Source organism: Neptunomonas japonica JAMM 1380 (genome assembly GCF_016592555.1).
In the GTDB taxonomy this organism is placed as follows: domain Bacteria; phylum Pseudomonadota; class Gammaproteobacteria; order Pseudomonadales; family Balneatricaceae; genus Neptunomonas; species Neptunomonas japonica_A.
Window position 1 is genome coordinate 1,865,311 of sequence record NZ_AP014546.1, and the last position, 19,036, is coordinate 1,884,346.

Here is a 19,036-nt window from a genome sequence, read left to right on the forward strand (position 1 = left end):
TCCATTACATTCTGAATATGCCAAAGCGGGTTTCGCCTACAGGCTTATTCAGAGCGGCGGAAAGTCCCATGCCGATAACTGCTCGGGTTTGCGCAGGATCAATGACACCGTCATCCCAAAGGCGAGCCGATGCATAATAGGGATGCCCTTGATGTTCGTACGTGTCGATAATAGGTTGCTTGAAATCAGCTTCTTGTTCGGCTGACCAGTTCTCACCTTTACGCTCTTTACCATCGCGCGTTACGGTTGCCATTACGCCAGCCGCTTGTTCGCCACCCATGACCGAAATACGTGCATTTGGCCACATCCACAGGAAGTTAGGGCTATAAGCACGGCCACACATGCCGTAGTTACCTGCACCGAATGAGCCGCCGATCAAAACAGTTAGCTTAGGTACCTCAGCACAAGCAACAGCAGTAACTAGCTTAGCGCCATGCTTAGCAATACCTTCCGCTTCATATTTTTGTCCAACCATGAAGCCGGTAATGTTTTGCAAGAACAGTAGCGGGATTTTGCGTTGGCAGCATAATTCAATAAAGTGAGCGCCTTTTTGTGCTGACTCACTGAACAAAATACCATTATTGGCAATGATACCGACTGGGTAGCCATAGATGTGAGCAAAACCTGTGACGAGTGTGGTGCCGTAGTTCTTTTTGAACTCATCAAATTCAGAACCATCAGCAATACGCGCAATCACGTCACGCACATCAAATGGTTTTTTAAGATCAGTACCAACAATGCCGTATAGCTCTTCAGCAGGGTAGAGAGGCTCTACCGAAGGTTTGATGTTTATATTGATCTCTTTTTTACGGTTCAGGTTAGCAACGCACGTGCGTGCTATCTGTAGCGCATGTTGGTCATTCTCTGCGTAGTGATCGGCAACGCCCGAAACTTTACAATGCACATCAGCGCCACCCAGGTCTTCCGCACTAACGACTTCACCCGTCGCTGCTTTAACGAGTGGTGGGCCTGCTAAGAAGATCGTACCTTGATCACGAACGATAATAGATTCATCCGCCATAGCCGGTACATAAGCACCACCTGCAGTACATAAACCCATAACGACAGCGATCTGAGGAATGCCTTTAGATGACATGCGAGCTTGGTTGAAAAAGATGCGACCAAAATGGTCACGGTCAGGGAAAACATCATCTTGTTGTGGAAGGTTTGCACCACCTGAATCTACAAGATAGATACATGGCAAGTGGTTTTGTTCAGCAATCTCTTGTGCTCTCAGATGTTTTTTGACAGTTAGAGGGAAATAAGTCCCGCCTTTAACGGTCGCATCGTTTGCGATGATCATGCATTCTTGGCCAGATACACGGCCAATGCCGGTGATAATACCTGCAGCTGGAATATTATCTTCATATACTTTATAAGCGGCCATTTGTGACAGCTCAAGAAAAGCAGAGCCTGAATCAATTAATGTATTGATACGGTCTCTTGGCAGTAGTTTTCCACGGGCAGTATGGCGTTCTTGATATGATGGGCCGCCACCTTGTTCTATTGTACTTACTTTGTCGCGAAGATCTGATACAGCTGTGTGCATCGACTTTTCACGAGATACGAAATCTTCCGCGCGGGTATTTACTTTGGATTGGATTATCGACATATCCTGTCCTCACCAGATTCAGGGATGCATGATCACCTGAATCTGTATTAGTTCTGATTTGATGGAGTGCTGCTAAAAATTGAAGGCTTACTTATTTAGGTAAAGTTCGCGGCCAATTAGCATGCGGCGGATTTCTGAAGTACCCGCGCCGATTTCATAAAGCTTAGCATCACGCAACAGGCGACCCGTTGGGAATTCGTTGATGTAGCCGTTACCGCCTAATAGCTGGATAGCATCCAGTGCGATTTTAGTGGCCATTTCTGCCGTAAATAAAATACAACCCGCCGCATCTTTACGTGATGTTTCACCACGTTCAGCAGCCATGCCATTAAGATAGACATAAGACTTAGATGCGTTCATCAGTGTGTACATATCGGCAATCTTGCCCTGTACCAGTTCAAATTCACCAATAGGTTGGCCAAACTGTTGACGATCACGGATGTAAGGAACACAGATATCCATAGCCGCTTGCATAATACCCAGCGGGCCGCCAGACAGAACTAAACGTTCATAGTCTAGGCCACTCATCAGTACTTTAACGCCGCCGTTTAGTTCACCAAGAATATTTTCTTTAGGAACAGGGCAGTCTTGGAAAACAAGTTCGCAAGTGTTGGATCCGCGCATGCCTAGCTTGTCGAGTTTCTGATGACGAGAAAAGCCAGGGTAGTCGCGTTCTACGATGAAAGCAGTGATGCCGCGAGGGCCCGCTTTAGTATCGGTTTTAGCGTAAATGACATAAGTGTTAGCATCTGGACCATTCGTGATCCACATTTTGTTACCGTTTAGCAGGTAGTGGTCACCATTGTCACGCGCACTTAGCTTCATCGAAACTACATCAGAGCCCGCATTGGGTTCTGACATTGCTAAAGCACCGATATGTTCGCCGCTCACAAGCTTAGGTAGGTATTTGTGCTTTTGTTCTTCTGTACCGTTGCGATGAATCTGGTTTACACAGAGGTTAGAGTGCGCGCCGTAGGAAAGGCCTACAGATGCAGAAGCGCGGCTGATCTCTTCCATAGCGATGATATGGGACAGGTAACCCATGCCAACACCGCCGTATTCTTCGTCGACTGTGATACCGAGTAGGCCCATGTCGCCAAACTTGCGCCATAAATCATTGGGGAACTCATTATCTACATCAATCTGTTCTGCACGAGGCGCGATTTCTTTAGCTGCAAAGCTATTAATCTGCTCACGTAGCATATCAATTGTTTCGCCAAGTCCGAAGTTCAGCTCTGTGTATTGTGAAATCATCAGTGACATCCTTAGTGATAGCTTATCCCTGTCTGAAGTTGCTCAGTCCAGGTTCGCTTTTTGTTTTTTTTGCTCGCTAGTTCCTTCAGTGCATCAGTACAACGGGTTTCAGCACTTTCGAGTTCTAGACGAACCATTGCGATATCGTTGAGTTGTTGTTCAAGGGCTGCTTTACGCTCAAGGATCTTATCGCGCAGAAGTGTTAGTTGTTTCTCACTGCCTGATAAGGTTTCATCCCAAAGGTCAAATAGCTCTCGCGTTTCAGCCAGCGAAAAACCTAATCGCTTGCCGCGTAAAATCAATTTAAGACGTACTCTGTCTTGTCGGCTATAGATGCGGGTTTGCCCTCGACGGCGAGGTGAGAGCAAGCCTTGATCTTCATAAAACCGAATGCTTCGAGTGGTGATATCAAATTCGGTTGCCAATTCGCTTATTGAGTAAGTCGATTTTTTATCCATGTTTCTTATGCCGCGCCGTATTTAGAGTTAATGTAGCGGAAGTTTACGTAAACGTAAAGCAGGAAAAGGTTGTAGACGAAGTATACATGATTATTTTTTTATTTGTTAAGTCTTTGTTTTAAAAAGAAATAGTCTTTTTTAATGGGGGGTGCAAGGCATCTGTTAGACCAAAGTACTACTTGGCTTCCAGTAGGGGAAATTGCTAATTTCTATACAGCGCTTACGTACAAGTAAGCTTACAGCGCAGCGAAAGATGCACAATAAGAACAAGAGGCATAGTACCGCAATGAGTGCAGATTACGTTCTGGAGACCCAGAATCTCATAAAAGAATTTAAAGGCTTTACGGCCGTAGATGATGTGAGTCTTAAGATTCAGCGCGGTAATATACATGCGCTGATCGGCCCCAATGGAGCTGGTAAGACGACCGTCTTTAACCTATTAACAAAATTTTTGACACCAACGTCAGGTACAATTTTGTTCAACGGAAATGATATCACCTCAATGCAGTCCGCGGCGATTGCACGTAAAGGTGTCGTGCGTTCATTTCAGATTTCAGCTGTATTTCCGCATCTAAGCGTACTCGAAAACGTACGTGTTGCATTGCAGCGTAAAGAAGGTAATAGCTTTCATTTTTGGAAATCAGACAAGATCCTAGACAAGCTTGATGATAGGGCTGTAGAGCTACTTGAATCAGTAGGTTTAGGGGATTTTGCAGATGCAAAAACTGTCGATCTGTCTTATGGGCGTAAACGTGCTTTAGAGATCGCTACTACCTTGGCTCTTGAGCCTGAGCTTATGTTACTGGATGAGCCAACACAGGGGATGGGGCATGAGGATGTAGACGTTGTTGCAAACCTGATTAAGCGCGTTTCTAAAGATCGTACTATCTTGATGGTTGAGCATAACCTACATGTTGTCTCCAAGCTTGCTGATCAGATCACGGTGTTACAACGCGGTGCTATTTTGACCGAAGGTAACTATGAGACAGTATCTGCTGATCCACGAGTGCAAGAAGCGTATCTAGGTGTGGCTGCAGATGAGGTACACGCATGAGTACTACCCGTCCTGAAAAAATTCGTATAAATGATTTACATGCCTTTTATGGCGAGTCTCATATTCTTCACGGAATTGACATGTCTGTCGGGCAAGGTGAACTTGTTACCTTGTTGGGAAGAAATGGTGCGGGTCGCTCAACAACACTAAAAGCCATTATGAGTATGGTGGGCCGCCGTACGGGATCAATCGTGATTAATGGTACAGAAACAATCAATATGCCTGCGCATAAAATTGCGCATCTAGGTATGGGTTTTTGTCCTGAAGAGCGCGGGATTTTCTCCAGCTTAAATGTAGAAGAAAACCTAATGTTGCCGCCAGCAGTTCGCTCTGATGGCGTCAGTGTTGAAGAAATTTATGAGATGTTTCCTAACCTTGCAGAGCGTCGCTACAGTCAAGGAACGCGTTTGTCGGGTGGGGAGCAACAGATGTTGGCTCTTGCGAGAATTTTACGCACGGGTGCAAACATTTTGTTACTTGATGAAATTACTGAAGGTTTAGCTCCCGTTATCGTCCAAAAATTAGCAGAAGTATTAATGCAGCTAAAAGAACGAGGCTTAACCATCTTGCTTGTTGAACAAAATTTCCGTTTTGCGGCGCCTATCGCGGATCGTCACTATGTTATGGAACATGGTCATATTGTCGAAGAGGTTCATGCGCATGAGCTTGAAGCTAAAACGGAATTGTTGAATACCTATTTGGGTGTCTGATATTTGTCAGATGTCTACTTGAAGCTATAACAATAAAAAACGCTCTAACCAGGAGAGTAACGATGAAATTAATGAATAAAACACTTCTTTCTGCTGCCATGGCAGTAGCATTGACCTCAACTGCCGCCCATGCTGACTTGTCAGATGACAAAGTTAAAATTGGTGTGTTGGCAGACATGGGTGGTGTTTATGCAGATGTCTGCGGTAAAGGTTGTTTAACTGCTGTTGAAATGGCAGTTGAAGACTTCGGTGGTTCTGTATTAGGTAAGAAAATCGAAATCGTTTCTGCCGATGATCAGAATAAGCCGGATGTGGGTTCTGCGATTGTCCGTGAATGGATCGAAAGCAAAGAAGTTGATGTGGTTACTGGTTTGGTTGCATCAAGTGTGACCGGTGCTGTTACTAAAGTGACTACAGATAACAAAAAGATCGCTTTGATTGCAGCGTCTGCAAGTAACGCTTTTACGACAAAAGCCTGCTCTCCTTACAATGCTCACTGGACATATAACGTAGTGGCATTGGCAAATGGTACAGTTAAACCAATCGTTCAGCAGGGTAAGAAAAAATGGTTCTTCATTACAGCTGATTATGCATTTGGTCATGCTCTAGAGGGTATTGCAAGTAAAGTAATCAAAGCAGAGGGTGGTGAAGTTGTAGGTGCGGTTCGTGCACCACTAGGAACAACAGATTTCTCTTCTTATATTCTACAGGCTCAGGCGTCTGGTGCTGAAGTTGTTGGTTTAGCAAACGCGGGTGCTGACTTTGTAAACTCACTTAAGACCGCTGCTGAATTTGGTCTAACTGAAATGATGGACGTTGCTGGCTTGTTGGTATTTACGCCAAATGCTAAGTCATTAGACCCTGCTATTGCTGGTGGCATGTTGACTACAACTGGTTTCTACTGGGATCGTGATGAAGAATCTCGTGAATGGAGCGCGCGTTTTAAAGAACGTCAGGGCGTCATTCCTGCAATGCCACACGCGGGTGCTTACTCTGCAACAATGCATTACCTAAATGCAGTTAAGGCAGCAGGTACCGATGATTCAGATACGGTAATGAAGCTTATGAAGTCGACTAAACCAGATGATTTCTTCGCTAAAAATGCAACACTGCGTTCTGATGGTCGTATGGTTCACGATATGTACTTAGTGAGAATTACTAAAGGATCTGAGCGTAAATCTGAAGATGATATCTTCAAGATCGAAAGTGTTATTCCAGGTGATAAGGCATTTGCCCCTGTATTACCTGCATGTGACTTTAAATAATAAAAAAATAGCCCTTCAGTGATACCACTGGGCCCCGTCATAACTGAGAAGTTAAGGCGGGGGATGGGCGCGTGTTCGCATCTGTTCGTAATTCAGGTCGAATTTTAGAGGTAGATATATGGCGACGTTTATGGGAATCAACCTGTTTGGCTTATTTGGTCAGCTTTTGGTTGGCTTAATCAATGGATCTTTTTACGCTCTACTGAGTTTGGGGCTGGCGATTATCTTTGGGTTGTTGAAGATCATCAACTTCGCACAAGGTGCTATTTATATGCTCGGCGCTTTTGCTGCATATTTGGCACTGCAGTACTTCGGCATTGGTTATTGGGCCGCTCTCATTGTTGTGCCGCTAGTGGTCGGCCTCTTAGGTGTTCTCATGGAGCGCTTCTTAATTCGACCTATCGCAAATGAAGATCATCTATACTCTTTATTACTTACCTTTGGTGTAGCACTTGTGCTGCAGGGTATGTTTACACATATGTTTGGATCTTCAGGTCTTTCTTATGCAATTCCTGATGCTTTGAAAGGTGGTAATAAGCTGCCGTTTATGTACCTGCCTAACTACCGTGCTTGGATCATTGTTGCTTCTTTGATCGTATGTGTCGGTACATGGTGGATGATTGAGAAAACCAAGCTAGGTGCATACTTGCGTGCAGGAACTGAAAACCCGGCACTGATGCAAGCGTTTGGAATAAACGTACCATTAATGGTTACATTAACATTCGGTTTTGGTGTAGCGCTAGCAGGCTTCGCTGGTGTAATGGCTGCTCCTGTTTATTCGGTATCGCCAGATATGGGGTCGAATATCCTGATTGTAGTATTTGCCATTGTAGTTATTGGCGGCATGGGGTCAATTGGTGGTGCCATCATTACAGGTTTAGGCATGGGTATTGTTGAAGGTTTAACAAAATACTTTTACCCAGAAGCTTCTAATACAGTGATTTTCCTTGTCATGGTGATTGTATTGTTAATCAAGCCTGCTGGCTTATTTGGTAAAGAAGCCTGAGGAGGATCCAGTTATGAAAATATCTAAGTTCAATATTGTTTTGCTGGGGCTCGCTCTGGTTGCGCCATTCGTCTTCTATCCTGTTCTTTTGATGAAGGTGTTGTGTTTTGCTTTGTTTGCTTGTGCATTCAATTTACTACTTGGTTTTGTCGGTTTGCTGTCTTTTGGTCATGCTGTTTTTTTAGGAACAGGTGGCTATGTGACGGGGTATCTCATGATGAATACAGGGCTTACTCCTGAGCTTGGGATTCTTGCCGGTACTGTTGCCTCAGGATTATTAGGCGCTATTTATGGGAAGTTATCTGTCAAACGTGAAGGTATATACTTTGCGATGGTAACGCTGGCATTGGCACAGCTAATGTTCTTCGTCTTCTTGCAAGCGCCATTCACTGGCGGGGAAGATGGTTTGCAGGGAATTCCTCGTGGATATTTGCTCGGTCTTATTGATCTGTCTGATAACCTTAATATGTACTACTTCGTGCTTGCGATTTTCTTATTCGGTTTTTGGCTAATTAATCGTACGGTGCATTCGCCGTTTGGTCAGATTCTAAAGGCTATTCGCGATAACGAGCCACGTGCCACATCACTAGGTTATAATGTTAACGATTATAAGTGGGCTGCTTTCGTAATCTCTGCAGCTTTGGCAGGGTTGGCTGGCTCTACAAAAACATTAGTATTCCAGCTAGCTTCGTTAACAGATGTGCATTGGCACATGTCGGGTGAAGTGGTATTAATGACACTATTAGGTGGCATGGGTACTATTTTTGGCCCGGTGGTCGGTGCTGCAGTTGTTGTTGGTATACAAAACTTCCTATCAGGTGGTGAGCTTGGAAATTATGTTCACATCATCATGGGGCTGATCTTTATTGTTTGTGTACTAGCGTTTCGTAGCGGTATTGTTGGTGAGATTCAAAAGGTTGTTAAGCGCAACTTTAGCTAATCAATCGTAGCCCCGCTTTATAGCGGGGTTTTTTTGTTTTATGTAGTTAACGTTTACGTAAACTGAGGTTTAGTTATGAGTCAGGATTCAGTAGTCATTGTAAGTGCGGCAAGAACACCAATGGGCGGTATGATGGGCGCGCTGAGTGATGTTCGCTCCCCAGATCTTTGTGCTGCGGCTATTAAAGCGGCGGTAGAGAGAGCCGGTATTAGTGGAGCAGACATTGATGAAGTTATCATGGGGTGTGTACTACCCGCAGGCTTAGGGCAAGCTCCTGCTCGACAGGCATCGCGTGCAGCCGGTATCCCGGATGCTGCAGGTGCTACCACTATTAATAAAATGTGTGGTTCTGGTATGAAGGCTGTTATGTTGGCGCATGACCAGATCATGGCAGGTCAGGTTGATGTAATGATAGCCGGTGGTATGGAGAACATGAGCCAATCACCTTACTTGTTGCCTAAAGCGCGCGCGGGTATGCGTATGGGGCATTCTCAAGTTATTGATCATATGTTCTTTGATGGACTTGAAGATGCTTATGAAGGCGGCCTAATGGGTGCTTTTGCACAAAAGAGTGCTGATGACTTTAATGTGACCCGTGAAGCAATGGATGACTTTGCTATAGGTTCGTTAAATAAAGCGCTGGCAGCTATTGAGTCAGGTGCATTTAAAGATGAAATTACGGCAGTAACGATTAAGTCCCGTAAAGGAGAGGTTGTAGTCGATACTGATGAACAGCCGGGTAATGCGCGAATAGATAAAATTCGCTCATTAAACCCTGCCTTTAAAAAAGGCGGCACAATTACAGCGGCAAACTCAAGTTCAATTTCTGATGGTGGTTCGGCGTTAGTCTTGATGAAAGAATCTGATGCTATCGCGCGTGGTTTAAAGCCATTAGCTCGCATAGCTGCACATTCAACACATGCACAGCTGCCTGCAGAGTTTACGATTGCGCCTATCGGTGCTGTTGAAAAAGTACTTAAAAAAGCTGGTTGGAGTAAAGGTGATGTTGATCTTTATGAAATCAATGAAGCATTTGCAGTCGTCTCTATGCTAGCTATTTCAGAGCTTGGGTTGGATGCAGATAAAGTAAACGTAAATGGAGGGGCTTGTGCACTAGGTCATCCAATTGGATCGAGTGGTTCACGCATCTTGGTTACTTTACTGTATGCGCTAAAAAATGCGGGTAAGTCAAAAGGTGTTGCATCGCTGTGTATTGGTGGTGGTGAAGCGACAGCTGTTGCGGTTGAGATGCTTTAGTCGTTTAACTGATTACAAAAAAACGCCGCTTTTTAGCGGCGTTTTAGTTTGCTTCATTTGAATTAGAAGTTCAGTTTTGCCGTGATGCCTATTTGGCGTGGTGCACCTAGTTGAGTGTACTTTGTAGCGGCATATCCGTTACGAGGGTCATTACCAAAATAGAAGCCGCGAACAAATGTGTCTTGGTCTGTGAGGTTGCGTCCCCAGAGTGTTAGATCCCAGTCTTTGGTTTTGTAACCAACGCGAGCATTTAACAAGGCATAAGCTTCAGACTTTTGGTCGTGACTGTCAGAAAAGTAGTAGATATCTTTGCCTTCAACATCGACCCCTGAAAACCAGCCTTTTCCATGATTGAAATTGGCGCCTATCGTATATTGATAGTTTGGTGACTGTGCTGCATCGCGTCCGTCAAAAGCGGCACTGCTGTCTTTTAACTTGGTATTAAGTAAGCCAAGTGAGCCAAAAAGCGATACTGTTGGGTTTAACTTCCAACGAGCTTCTGCTTCTAAACCGTAGCTATATGCTTCGTCAGTATTATCGACGTAATCAAAAAAGCTGCTTCCTCCGCCGGGGTTGCTAACAACCCGATTTCCTTTTATTTGAGCATCATCGCGTTGTTGGAAAAATAAAGCAATTTGTGTTTGTAAGCTGTTCTCTAGCCAGCTTTTTTTGCTACCAACTTCATAGTTCCAAAGGTATTCAGTATCAAACTCTTTTAGGTTTGCTGGTAGTGAGCTGTCCGCATTAAAGCCGCCTACCTTGTACCCTCGTGAGATCAAGCCATAATAAGTCGTGTTTTGGTTAGCTAGGTATTCTAGAGCCACTCGCCCACCTACTAGCAGCTCATCAGAGCTAGAAGAGGCACCGTCGTTATCACTGTATTTAGATTCTGAATGCTCAATGCGTAAACCTGTTGTTAGCACATAGTTCTCAGATAATGATGACTCAAGCTGCCCGTAGACTGAAAGACGAGAAGTATCAAACTCGCTGATAAAGTCGTTGCCAAGGTATGTATATGTGCGAGCTAAGTCAGATGATCTATCATAATAGTATAAGCCGGTTGCCCATGATGTAGAGCCGTTGAATAGTTCAGAGCCAGGAGCTGATATAAATCTGACTTCAGCGGTTGCTGTTTTGTTGTCGCGTTTATAATTATCAAATGCATTGTAACCCGCAACATGAAAACCATCGTATACCCAGTCTTCATCATAACCATATTCTAGGTTTGAATCTGAGTAGCTCAATGATGTTTCTAATGTGAACGCATCATGTCCTGTCCAGGTAGTTTTAGCGGCTAGGGCTGATGTCTCTTGACGATCATGCCCTGGCTCGTCAGATAATGTTGTGCGGTTATTATCTAATGAAAATGCATCATAACCGTTATCGATATTGGCATAGAATGCTGTTAAATCTACCATTAGGTCGTCGCTTGCTTCAATACGTAGCTTGCCGCGGAACAGGGTTTCATCAATATTGTTGGTATTATCTTTATGCAGGTGGTCGTTCTCGGTAAATCCATCACTTTTGTTACTTTGAAATGCAACGCGGTAACCGACGCTATCATTGATGGGGCCACCTACAGCGGCTGATAGGCGTTTAGTGTTGTACGTGCCTAATGTTGTTTCTATGTGGCCTGTGGTTGTGGTGGTTGGGTCGTTAGAGCGGATATTAATCAGACCGGCGAGGGCATTTGCACCATAAAGTGTTCCTTGAGGGCCACGAAGCACTTCGACTTGCTGTGCATCTAACATATTTGCGGCACCACCAATATTACTCATATCTATGCCATCCATGATGACGCCGACTGACGGGTTGATCGGCCCGATAAACTGGCTACGCTCACCTATACCGCGAATCTGGAAGTATTTCGCATGTGATGCACCGCTGGATGAATTTACGTTAGGTGCAAGGGTTATAAGGTCTTCTAAATGGTCTGCGTTACGTTCTTGAATGACCTGGTCATCAACCACAGTTAAGCTTGTAGGTACGTCTTGAAGGGCAGCCCCGCGAAAGCCGGAGGTGACAACAATTGAGGGTAGCGAGAAGTTATTTCCATCAGCTGCAAAAGAATGGTTAGCTGACAAGATAGCAACGGCAAGCGTAGATTTAACAAACAATGAAGGTTTTAAATTCATACAAGTCTCCGGAAAAAAGCTCAGAGACCCGGTTGAGAAGCGGGAAAATAAAGAAGAAGTATAACTTTCCTATTCCTACGCCGGTATCATCCGGATCAGGTTCAAAGGGTCCGCATTCCATATGCGTCTCAGGCGCAGAGAGCTTAAAACGGCTCTCTTTTTCTGTGCCACCCCTTAGGAACTTACTTAATTAGTAAATTGGCTTGGATTATAACGTTTAGATTAATAAAAGATAGGCGCCAAATATGTGATGTGATTTCAAAGGTATGGATCTTGTTGTTATTAGTGATGAGTGATAGCGTTTTATTAAGTAGCGATGAAGCATTAAAATGAATGTCCATTTTAATGAGAAAGTTACTAAATACTAAGTGAGTGTTCATTTTCATTTGAGATAATGTTAAGTCACTATTAATTTAATTTGGACTTCAAGAATGGATACAGTTTCGGCTGTCAGGGCGGGTAAATGGACCATTGCTGTATTTATAGCTATTGCAATTGTGTATTTATTTATAGGAAATGGAACAAAAAAAGATCGTCAACCTGAAGTGCTTTCCTATACGCCAGAGATGTATGATAAGTGGAGACAAAGGATAGTTGAGCACTCCCGAAAAGGTGATCTTCTTCGTTCCCTTGATCTTATTAAGGAAGGTGAGAGAGAAAGGGTGTTGAATGATTACGATGCCGCTATGCTGCGTAGCCAGCTATTATTTGAACATAAGCGCTTTCAAGAATCTGAATCTGTACTGAAAAGCGTTGTCGCTAAATACCCTTCAAAGGCGGAAGCCTACAATAACTTGTCTATTGTGATGTTCTATCTTGGTAAGCGTTCTGAAGCTATAGATGCAATATCAGCAGCACAAAAAGCGGCTATTGATAATGCTTATATTGCAGGCAATGAAGACAAGCTTATGACTATTGTTGCTGAAAATGATTCCGCATCCTTTATGACTGCCCGCAACTATACTGAACAACTCGTTTACTTATCTGGAAAAGGAATGCCTGTTGATAGCGAAGAGTCAAAGGCCGAGTTAACTAGCCAAAATAATGTGCTGGATTCACTGGTAAAACCAACGAATTTAGACGATCAGGAAAAACAATCGACGCAAATAGAAGCGGCTATGCCTTCCGCTCCATACGGACTTATTGATTTGGGATTGAAAAATGAAGACCTTCTATCTTCTCTTCCACAAAATGTTGCTGAGCTAAAGACCGTAAATGAAGTAGCCGAAGTAGCTGAAGTAGCCGAAGTAGCCGAAGTAGCCGAAGTAGCCGAAGTAGCCGAAGTAGCCGAAGTAGCCGAAGTAGCCGAAGTAGCCGAAGTAGCCGAAGTAGCCGAAGTGGCCGAAGTAGCCGAAGTAGCCGCAGTAGCCGAAGTAGCCGAAGTAGCCGAAGTAACGGAAGAGGCAGAAATAGAGGCTAGTATAAATGCTTGGGCCTCAGCGTGGGTGAGCCAAGATGTTGGCCGTTACTTGCATCACTATATGTCAGATTATAAATCTAAATATAACAGCCATAAGCAGTGGGTGGAGCAAAGAACACGGCGCATCAAAAAAGCAAAAGGCATACAGATAGTGCTTGAAGATGTGAATATTACTGTCAATTCTCCAGCTTATGCGAAAGTAAGCTTTAAACAGAAGTATCAATCGCACAACTATAGTGATGTGAGCTTTAAGAAAATGGAGCTTGTTAAAGATGGAGATGGTTGGAAAATAATTAAAGAAAGAAGTCGGTCTCTATAAATAAAAAAGCCCGAACGCAGCATAAGCAAAGTTCGGGCAAAGCGCTATATCAGTGCTTTAGGGCAACGCTCTTAGAAAACCATTTCAGGTACATGATCAGGTACAATCATTTTTCCTTCTGTCTTTGACACAATCTCTTCTACAGAAACGCCCGGTGCTCTTTCTTTCAATATGAAAGCACCATCTTCAATTTCTATATAAGCAAGATCGGTTAATACTTTTTTAATGCATCCTGCACCGGTTAACGGTAGCGAGCATTTAGTTAAAAGTTTGGACTCGCCGTGTTTTGATGCATGAGTCATGGTGACAATAATGTTGTCAGCGCCCGCGACCAAGTCCATTGCTCCACCCATGCCTTTGATGAGTTTTCCTGGGATCATGTAAGATGCAATATTGCCTGAAATATCAACTTCAAACGCACCTAGTACGGTTAAATCTACATGTCCGCCACGGATCATGGCAAAAGATTCAGCTGATGAGAAAATCGATGCGCCAGTAACAGTGGTCACTGTTTGCTTGCCAGCATTAATCATATCGGCATCAATTTCATCTTCTGTTGGGAACTGTCCCATGCCTAGCAGTCCGTTCTCTGATTGCAGCATAACTTCCATTCCTTCAGGAACGTAGTTTGCTACAAGAGTAGGAATGCCTATACCTAAGTTTACATAGAAGCCGTCCTGCAGTTCGCGAGCGACACGGATTGCAATTTGTTCACGTGTTAGTGCCATCTTTAAAACCCTCTTACGTACGGACAGTGCGTTGTTCAATGCGTTTTTCGAAAGTGCCTACAATGAGGCGATCAACGTAGATACCCGGGGTGTGAATATGAGCTGGGTCTAATTCACCAGGCTCTACAATCTCTTCCACTTCAACAACCGTAATTTTTCCGGCGGTTGCGGCCATTGGATTAAAGTTTTGTGCAGTATGGCGGTATATTACGTTACCGAATTTATCGGCTTTCCAACCTTTAACGATAGCAAAATCGCCAGTGATGGACTCTTCAAGAATATAGTTGCGACCATTGAATTCGCGTACATCTTTACCTTCAGCGACGGGCGTTCCGTAGCCTGTTGCAGTATAAAATGCAGGAATTCCAGCACCGCCAGCACGCATTTTTTCAGCGAGGGTGCCTTGTGGAGTAAGCTCAACTTCTAATTCGCCCGCCAGCAACTGTTGCATAAATAATGCATTCTCACCGACATAGGATGAGACCATTTTCTTTACTTGGCGATCTTCTAATAAAACGCCCAGACCGAATCCGTCAACACCGCAGTTGTTGGAAACAATAGTGAGATCTTTTGTGCCCATTTTTTTAACTTGGGCAATTAAGTTTTCTGGAATACCACAAAGACCAAAACCTCCAGCGATGACAGTCATGCCATCCTCAAGTCCCGCCATTGCTTCATCGTAGCTATTGACTACTTTGTTAAAACCCGACATTGAACATCTCCATGCCTTGTAGCTTATTGTTATTCGGCCTGCCTAATACATCGCCCTAGGGTGAAAGCAGAATTTAAGTTTGTTAAGTGTCTATCACTGGCTTATATTTATCCAATGAATTTAATAGAAGAATTAATAGATTATATTTATGAATATAACAGTTAAACAATTACGTGCATTTGTTGCTGTTGCTAATACGCAAAGCTTTACTGAGGCTTGTGCTGTTGTGCATCTTTCACAACCTGCGTTAAGTGTGGCGATTAAAAATTTAGAAGAAGGCTTAGGCGGGCCACTTTTTTCACGCACCACCCGAACATTATCTCTAACGCCAGAAGGCGAAGCTTTTTATCCAACAGCCCAGCGTTTATTAGCTGATCTAGATGAAGCTTATGAAGAGATGCACAATCGCTTTTCATTGTTTAGAGGTAAAGTGGCTATCGCAAGTATGCCTTCTTTTGCATCAAACCAGTTACCAATTGCGCTTCGAAACTTTCGTGATAAATACCCACATATTAATATGACAGTACATGACGTCATTGCGGAAGATGTCGTTGATATGGTTAGGGATGGACGGGTTGAGGTTGGTGTATCTTTTGACCCAGGTAATACCGAAGATTTACTTTTTAATCCATTATTTGATGACCGGTTTATCGCGGTACTACCTAAAGGTCATCCTTTAGCCCAGTACAAGGCTATTAAATGGCAGCATTTGTTAGAAAGTGATTTTATTATATTGCAGCGCCCTTCAAGTATTCGTTTACTAGTAGAGGCCATGCTCGAAGAAGAAGGGTTGTCGTTAACTCCACAGTTTGAAACTCATCAGTTAGCAACCATTGGGCGTATGGTTGCTACGGGGCTAGGAGTGAGTGTGGTGCCATCGTTATGCTTAGGACAAATGACTGAGTTAGGTGCTGTATGCTGTGCATTAGAGTCGCCAATAATTACCAGGCCCGTTGGCGTTATAACACGACGCCGTTACCCACTTTCTGCCGCCGCTAAAGGCTTAGTTGATGTTTTGCTAACTACTTACTGAGGCTGGTTGTGTTCGTTGTTGGCTTCTGTGCTTTCAACCTGATCCCAAACAGGGTTCCCCCATAGTGGAACCGTAGATAACGAATGCTTATGACTCCCTTGTATTTCCTTTGTGGAATAACTGACATAGATGAGAGTTTTGTTCTGTGCATCATAAATTCGTCTTACTTTTAAGCTTTTAAAAAGAATGCTTTTGGATGTTTTGAAAACAACTTCACCTGATTTACTTTTATCTATTGCCGATATCATAGGAAGGGTGATAGGGCCTGTTTGACGGCACGCGATGGACATATCAGAAGGGTCTGAAAAATTTAAGTTGGCTTCAACATGTGCAATATGACAACTAACACCTGTGACGACTGGATCTTTGACGATTACCAGCTTAATGTCTTTTGTCGTAAATACGCCCAAACTTACATTTCCTACCTCATTATCTGAACAGCCAGAAAGAAGAGGTGCTATTAAAAAGAAGGGAAGAAGGTATGTAGACTTGAACATGTTAACCTCATGAAAATAGCTAATAAACTGTACCTACTTTAGGTAATGGTTTTTGTTAAGCTGGAATATATTGTTGCACTAAATAAGTGAATCGGAAATGAAAATAGCAGTTTTTTGTGGGTCAGGCACTGGTGCGAATCCTATCTTTGCGACAGAAGCGCAACGCTTGGGGCGGTTATTAGTCGAGGATGGTCATGAACTTGTATACGGAGGGGGAAAAACCGGTTTAATGGGCGTTATTGCTGACACGGTTTTACAAGAAGGTGGCAAGGTTTATGGTGTAATGCCTATGGCCCTAAAAGATAGAGAAGTACAGCACAGAGGAGTGACAGAGTTATTTATTGTTGCTGACATGCACGAGCGAAAAGCCAAGATGGCTGAGTTAGCCGATGCATTTATTGCTATGCCTGGTGGTATAGGAACACTGGAAGAGATATTTGAAATCTGGACTTGGGGGCAGCTTGGTTATCATCAAAAAGCCTGTGGGTTCCTGAACGTAGCTGGCTATTACGATCAGTTATTAGGTTTTATGAATACAGTAGTTGACCAAGAGTTTATGAGATCAGAATATGCCGATATGATGCAGGTGAGCGCCGAACCCGCTGAATTATTAGAGATGCTTTGCAACTATGCAGCCCCGCAAGAGAAGTGGAGCTAGCCCTTATGTTGTTGAGCTTTCAGTCAATATTGCCGTTGTTTTTAATGATTGCGCTGGGGTATGTAGCTAAGAGAACCATATTTAATATCAATATGTTACCCGGGTTAAATCAGTTTGTTTATTACTTAGCAGTTCCCGCTTTACTGTTTAATGCTGCTAGTAAGGCGTCTATAGATAATTTGATAAATGGGCCTGCATTGGCCGCTTTCTTTTTGGGTGCTATTGTTACGGCCATTATTGTTGTTTTCGGTAGCCGTATGTTTTTTAAAGCAGACAGTACTGAGCAGTTAGTGCTTCGCGCTTTAAATGGTACCTTTGCCAATTATGCCTATATGGGGATTCCACTGACATTCGCGATATTTGGCAATGAAGCTTACGCTGCGACGGTCAGCATTATTCTTGCGGGGAATATTTTTCTCATTGGCGGTGCCCAATTATTGATAGAGTCCATACGCCAAAAAGAGCTAGGCCTTAGGCCTATTCTAGCCATTTTGGACCGTTCTTTATTGCGAAACCCTATCTTTATATCAACGCTGTTGGGGTTATTGTTTTCTGCTAATCAAGTGAGTATGCCTGCCGCCATCCATACACTATTAGATATGTTGGCTCCTGCTGCTATACCTGTGGCTTTATTTTGTTTAGGTGCCAGCTTGCAGTTTGCTAAAACAACAATTGTGCTAGCAGAGTTGGGCTGGCTGGTCCTAATTAAGCTGTGTATTCACCCTGCGCTTACATTAGCAGCATTTTGGTTACTGGATGTAGAAGCCCCAATCTGGTTAGCAACCACCGTATTACTTACAGCACTGCCTACAGGGGCGTTAGCGCATGTAGTGGCACTTAAGTATGACGTGTTCGAAAAAGAAACTTCTCAAATTGTCGTCGTCACGACGGTGTTTTCTTTATTAAGCGTAACGCTTTGGATGAGCTGGTTGCAGTAATATTGCTATGGATCTTTTAGTTCATGCCTTATTAATGATAAGAGAGCTAAACCTATACCAAGACTGATAGATTCTTAATCAGCCCTATTGAGTTGATTAAGTTTTTATCAGAGTAAATAACTATTTTTTGCTCAACTTGGAGAGACCTAATGTCTATTGCAAAAATTACTGAAGTTACATCGTCTTCTAAAAAAAGCTTTGATGACGCGCTCCAGAAAGGTGTTAAGCGTGCATCTAAAACAATCAAGAACATTAGTTCTGTTTGGGTTAAAGATCAGAATGCCACCGTTGTGAATGGCAAAATTGATGAATATCGAGTGACGATGAAAATCACTTTTGTTTTGGATTGATTAGATATTACGTGAAAGGGGGAGTGTCCCTCTTTTGCTTTTTTTCATTAAAGTTTTTTAAGATAGCGTTTCACTTTTTGCGACCACTTAGCGTTTTAGGCCCGCTTTAATACCATCTTTATTTTGTGTATTTAATGTTGTGAGTCACCTATGGTTTACTGTTAATATCTCTCTTTTTATATAGTGTTAAGGATATTTTATGCAGATTGCAAAAGATTCAGTGGTTCAATTTACCTACACGCTGAAAGACGTAAATGGTGACATTGTTGAAGCAACAGATGAAGATTCGCCTGTTGCTTATTTGCACGGCCATAACAGTATGCTTCCTGGGCTTGAGAAGATCATGGAAGGCAAAAGTGTAGGGGAAAGTGTATCTGAAACATTGCAGCCAGCAGACGCTTACGGAGAGAGAACAGAAGACTCTACGCAACGAGTACCTGTTAAGCATTTACAAGGTGCTAAAAAGTGGAAGCCAGGTATGACGGCTACTGTGCAAACAGAACAGGGAAATCGCCAGGTTACTATCGTTAAGATGGGTAAATTTATGGCGACGGTTGATACTAATCACCCGCTTGCTGGCAAAGTAGTTACGTTTGATATTGAAATAAAAGACATTCGTGAAGCAACCGCTGAAGAAATTCAGCATGGTCATGCTCATGGCGCTGGCGGTCATCAACACGACTAGTATTG

Annotated in this window: 19 protein-coding genes and 1 riboswitch; of the genes, 12 read left to right on the top strand and 7 right to left on the bottom strand. The window is 43.4% G+C overall.

Annotated features, from left to right (window positions below):
• Positions 1-4: 4 nt before the first annotated feature.
• From NEJAP_RS08765 to NEJAP_RS08775, 3 genes are all read right to left on the bottom strand, one after another.
• Positions 5-1,612 (bottom strand): carboxyl transferase domain-containing protein, encoded by a 1,608-nt coding sequence (locus NEJAP_RS08765; RefSeq protein WP_201350245.1) that lies wholly within the window; start codon positions 1,610-1,612, stop codon positions 5-7.
• Positions 1,613-1,699: 87 nt separating this feature from the next.
• A complete protein-coding gene (locus NEJAP_RS08770; protein WP_201350246.1) occupies positions 1,700-2,866 on the bottom strand; it encodes an isovaleryl-CoA dehydrogenase in 1,167 nt (388 codons plus the stop codon).
• 11 nt (positions 2,867-2,877) lie between these two features.
• Positions 2,878-3,324 (bottom strand): MerR family transcriptional regulator, encoded by a 447-nt coding sequence (locus NEJAP_RS08775; protein WP_201350247.1) that lies wholly within the window; start codon positions 3,322-3,324, stop codon positions 2,878-2,880.
• 286 nt (positions 3,325-3,610) lie between these two features.
• Between NEJAP_RS08775 and NEJAP_RS08780 the strand changes: the two genes are divergently transcribed.
• The 6 genes from NEJAP_RS08780 (at position 3,611) to NEJAP_RS08805 (ending at position 9,556) form a co-directional block, all read left to right on the top strand.
• Entirely contained in the window at positions 3,611-4,378 is a 768-nt protein-coding gene (locus NEJAP_RS08780; protein ID WP_201350248.1) for an ABC transporter ATP-binding protein, read from the top strand.
• Positions 4,375-5,088 carry an ABC transporter ATP-binding protein gene (locus NEJAP_RS08785; protein WP_201350249.1) on the top strand — a complete coding sequence of 238 codons (714 nt, stop codon included), beginning with the start codon at positions 4,375-4,377 and terminating at the stop codon, positions 5,086-5,088. The genes NEJAP_RS08780 and NEJAP_RS08785 overlap by 4 nt, the downstream gene beginning before the upstream one ends.
• A 62-nt stretch (positions 5,089-5,150) precedes the next feature.
• Entirely contained in the window at positions 5,151-6,353 is a 1,203-nt protein-coding gene (locus NEJAP_RS08790) for an ABC transporter substrate-binding protein (RefSeq protein WP_201350250.1), read from the top strand.
• 118 nt (positions 6,354-6,471) lie between these two features.
• Complete coding sequence (locus NEJAP_RS08795) at positions 6,472-7,359, top strand: branched-chain amino acid ABC transporter permease (protein WP_201350251.1); 888 nt, start codon at positions 6,472-6,474, stop codon at positions 7,357-7,359.
• A gap of 13 nt (positions 7,360-7,372) precedes the next feature.
• A complete protein-coding gene (locus NEJAP_RS08800; RefSeq protein WP_201350252.1) occupies positions 7,373-8,299 on the top strand; it encodes a branched-chain amino acid ABC transporter permease in 927 nt (308 codons plus the stop codon).
• 75 nt (positions 8,300-8,374) lie between these two features.
• Complete coding sequence (locus tag NEJAP_RS08805; protein WP_201350253.1) at positions 8,375-9,556, top strand: thiolase family protein; 1,182 nt, start codon at positions 8,375-8,377, stop codon at positions 9,554-9,556.
• A 62-nt stretch (positions 9,557-9,618) separates the two neighbouring features.
• Here NEJAP_RS08805 and NEJAP_RS08810 read toward each other — a convergent pair whose 3' ends face one another.
• On the bottom strand, positions 9,619-11,691 hold the full coding sequence (locus tag NEJAP_RS08810) for a TonB-dependent receptor (RefSeq protein ID WP_201350254.1): 2,073 nt from the start codon (positions 11,689-11,691) through the stop codon (positions 9,619-9,621).
• Between the two features lie 55 nt (positions 11,692-11,746).
• Positions 11,747-11,876, bottom strand: a riboswitch (TPP riboswitch).
• A 246-nt stretch (positions 11,877-12,122) separates the two neighbouring features.
• Here NEJAP_RS08810 and NEJAP_RS08815 point away from each other — a divergent pair.
• Entirely contained in the window at positions 12,123-13,430 is a 1,308-nt protein-coding gene (locus NEJAP_RS08815; protein ID WP_201350255.1) for a hypothetical protein, read from the top strand.
• Between the two features lie 71 nt (positions 13,431-13,501).
• Here the strand turns inward: NEJAP_RS08815 and NEJAP_RS08820 are convergent, their stop codons facing one another.
• The gene (locus tag NEJAP_RS08820) at positions 13,502-14,158 is read right to left on the bottom strand and encodes a 3-oxoacid CoA-transferase subunit B (RefSeq protein WP_201350256.1); all 657 of its coding nucleotides are present in this window, start codon (positions 14,156-14,158) and stop codon (positions 13,502-13,504) included.
• 13 nt (positions 14,159-14,171) lie between these two features.
• On the bottom strand, positions 14,172-14,870 hold the full coding sequence (locus NEJAP_RS08825; protein ID WP_201350257.1) for a CoA transferase subunit A: 699 nt from the start codon (positions 14,868-14,870) through the stop codon (positions 14,172-14,174).
• A 148-nt stretch (positions 14,871-15,018) separates the two neighbouring features.
• On the opposite strand from NEJAP_RS08825, the gene NEJAP_RS08830 reads away from it, so the two are divergent.
• The gene (locus tag NEJAP_RS08830) at positions 15,019-15,903 is read left to right on the top strand and encodes a LysR family transcriptional regulator (RefSeq protein WP_329610946.1); all 885 of its coding nucleotides are present in this window, start codon (positions 15,019-15,021) and stop codon (positions 15,901-15,903) included.
• Here the strand turns inward: NEJAP_RS08830 and NEJAP_RS08835 are convergent.
• Positions 15,897-16,400 carry a CreA family protein gene (locus NEJAP_RS08835; RefSeq protein WP_201350258.1) on the bottom strand — a complete coding sequence of 168 codons (504 nt, stop codon included), beginning with the start codon at positions 16,398-16,400 and terminating at the stop codon, positions 15,897-15,899. The two genes, NEJAP_RS08830 and NEJAP_RS08835, sit on opposite strands and share 7 nt — an antisense overlap.
• Positions 16,401-16,497: 97 nt before the next feature.
• Here NEJAP_RS08835 and NEJAP_RS08840 point away from each other — a divergent pair, with 97 nt between their 5' ends.
• The 4 genes from NEJAP_RS08840 (at position 16,498) to NEJAP_RS08855 (ending at position 19,031) form a co-directional block, all read left to right on the top strand.
• Positions 16,498-17,058, top strand: coding sequence for a TIGR00730 family Rossman fold protein (locus NEJAP_RS08840; RefSeq protein ID WP_201350259.1), 561 nt, complete (start codon positions 16,498-16,500; stop codon positions 17,056-17,058).
• Between the two features lie 5 nt (positions 17,059-17,063).
• On the top strand, positions 17,064-17,996 hold the full coding sequence (locus tag NEJAP_RS08845; protein ID WP_201350260.1) for an AEC family transporter: 933 nt from the start codon (positions 17,064-17,066) through the stop codon (positions 17,994-17,996).
• A 149-nt stretch (positions 17,997-18,145) separates the two neighbouring features.
• Positions 18,146-18,346, top strand: a complete 201-nt coding sequence (locus NEJAP_RS08850) for a dodecin family protein (RefSeq protein ID WP_201350261.1) — start codon at positions 18,146-18,148, stop codon at positions 18,344-18,346.
• Positions 18,347-18,545: 199 nt separating this feature from the next.
• Positions 18,546-19,031 (top strand): FKBP-type peptidyl-prolyl cis-trans isomerase, encoded by a 486-nt coding sequence (locus NEJAP_RS08855; RefSeq protein ID WP_201350262.1) that lies wholly within the window; start codon positions 18,546-18,548, stop codon positions 19,029-19,031.
• Positions 19,032-19,036 lie beyond the last annotated feature (5 nt).

Bases quoted from the DNA above. Each gene is read 5' to 3' on its own strand.
- NEJAP_RS08775 (WP_201350247.1), bottom strand. From the start codon at position 3,324: ATGGATAAAAAATCGACTTACTCAATAAGCGAATTGGCAACCGAATTT.
- NEJAP_RS08825 (WP_201350257.1), bottom strand. From the start codon at position 14,870: ATGTCGGGTTTTAACAAAGTAGTCAATAGCTACGATGAAGCAATGGCG.
- NEJAP_RS08815 (WP_201350255.1), top strand. From the start codon at position 12,123: ATGGATACAGTTTCGGCTGTCAGGGCGGGTAAATGGACCATTGCTGTA.
- NEJAP_RS08795 (WP_201350251.1), top strand. From the start codon at position 6,472: ATGGCGACGTTTATGGGAATCAACCTGTTTGGCTTATTTGGTCAGCTT.
- NEJAP_RS08845 (WP_201350260.1), top strand. From the start codon at position 17,064: ATGTTGTTGAGCTTTCAGTCAATATTGCCGTTGTTTTTAATGATTGCG.
- NEJAP_RS08820 (WP_201350256.1), bottom strand. From the start codon at position 14,158: ATGGCACTAACACGTGAACAAATTGCAATCCGTGTCGCTCGCGAACTG.
- NEJAP_RS08850 (WP_201350261.1), top strand. From the start codon at position 18,146: ATGTCTATTGCAAAAATTACTGAAGTTACATCGTCTTCTAAAAAAAGC.
- NEJAP_RS08765 (WP_201350245.1), bottom strand. From the start codon at position 1,612: ATGTCGATAATCCAATCCAAAGTAAATACCCGCGCGGAAGATTTCGTA.
- NEJAP_RS08840 (WP_201350259.1), top strand. From the start codon at position 16,498: ATGAAAATAGCAGTTTTTTGTGGGTCAGGCACTGGTGCGAATCCTATC.
- NEJAP_RS08810 (WP_201350254.1), bottom strand. From the start codon at position 11,691: ATGAATTTAAAACCTTCATTGTTTGTTAAATCTACGCTTGCCGTTGCT.
- NEJAP_RS08790 (WP_201350250.1), top strand. From the start codon at position 5,151: ATGAAATTAATGAATAAAACACTTCTTTCTGCTGCCATGGCAGTAGCA.
- NEJAP_RS08770 (WP_201350246.1), bottom strand. From the start codon at position 2,866: ATGATTTCACAATACACAGAGCTGAACTTCGGACTTGGCGAAACAATT.
- NEJAP_RS08780 (WP_201350248.1), top strand. From the start codon at position 3,611: ATGAGTGCAGATTACGTTCTGGAGACCCAGAATCTCATAAAAGAATTT.
- NEJAP_RS08785 (WP_201350249.1), top strand. From the start codon at position 4,375: ATGAGTACTACCCGTCCTGAAAAAATTCGTATAAATGATTTACATGCC.
- NEJAP_RS08805 (WP_201350253.1), top strand. From the start codon at position 8,375: ATGAGTCAGGATTCAGTAGTCATTGTAAGTGCGGCAAGAACACCAATG.
- NEJAP_RS08855 (WP_201350262.1), top strand. From the start codon at position 18,546: ATGCAGATTGCAAAAGATTCAGTGGTTCAATTTACCTACACGCTGAAA.
- NEJAP_RS08835 (WP_201350258.1), bottom strand. From the start codon at position 16,400: ATGTTCAAGTCTACATACCTTCTTCCCTTCTTTTTAATAGCACCTCTT.
- NEJAP_RS08830 (WP_329610946.1), top strand. From the start codon at position 15,019: ATGAATATAACAGTTAAACAATTACGTGCATTTGTTGCTGTTGCTAAT.
- NEJAP_RS08800 (WP_201350252.1), top strand. From the start codon at position 7,373: ATGAAAATATCTAAGTTCAATATTGTTTTGCTGGGGCTCGCTCTGGTT.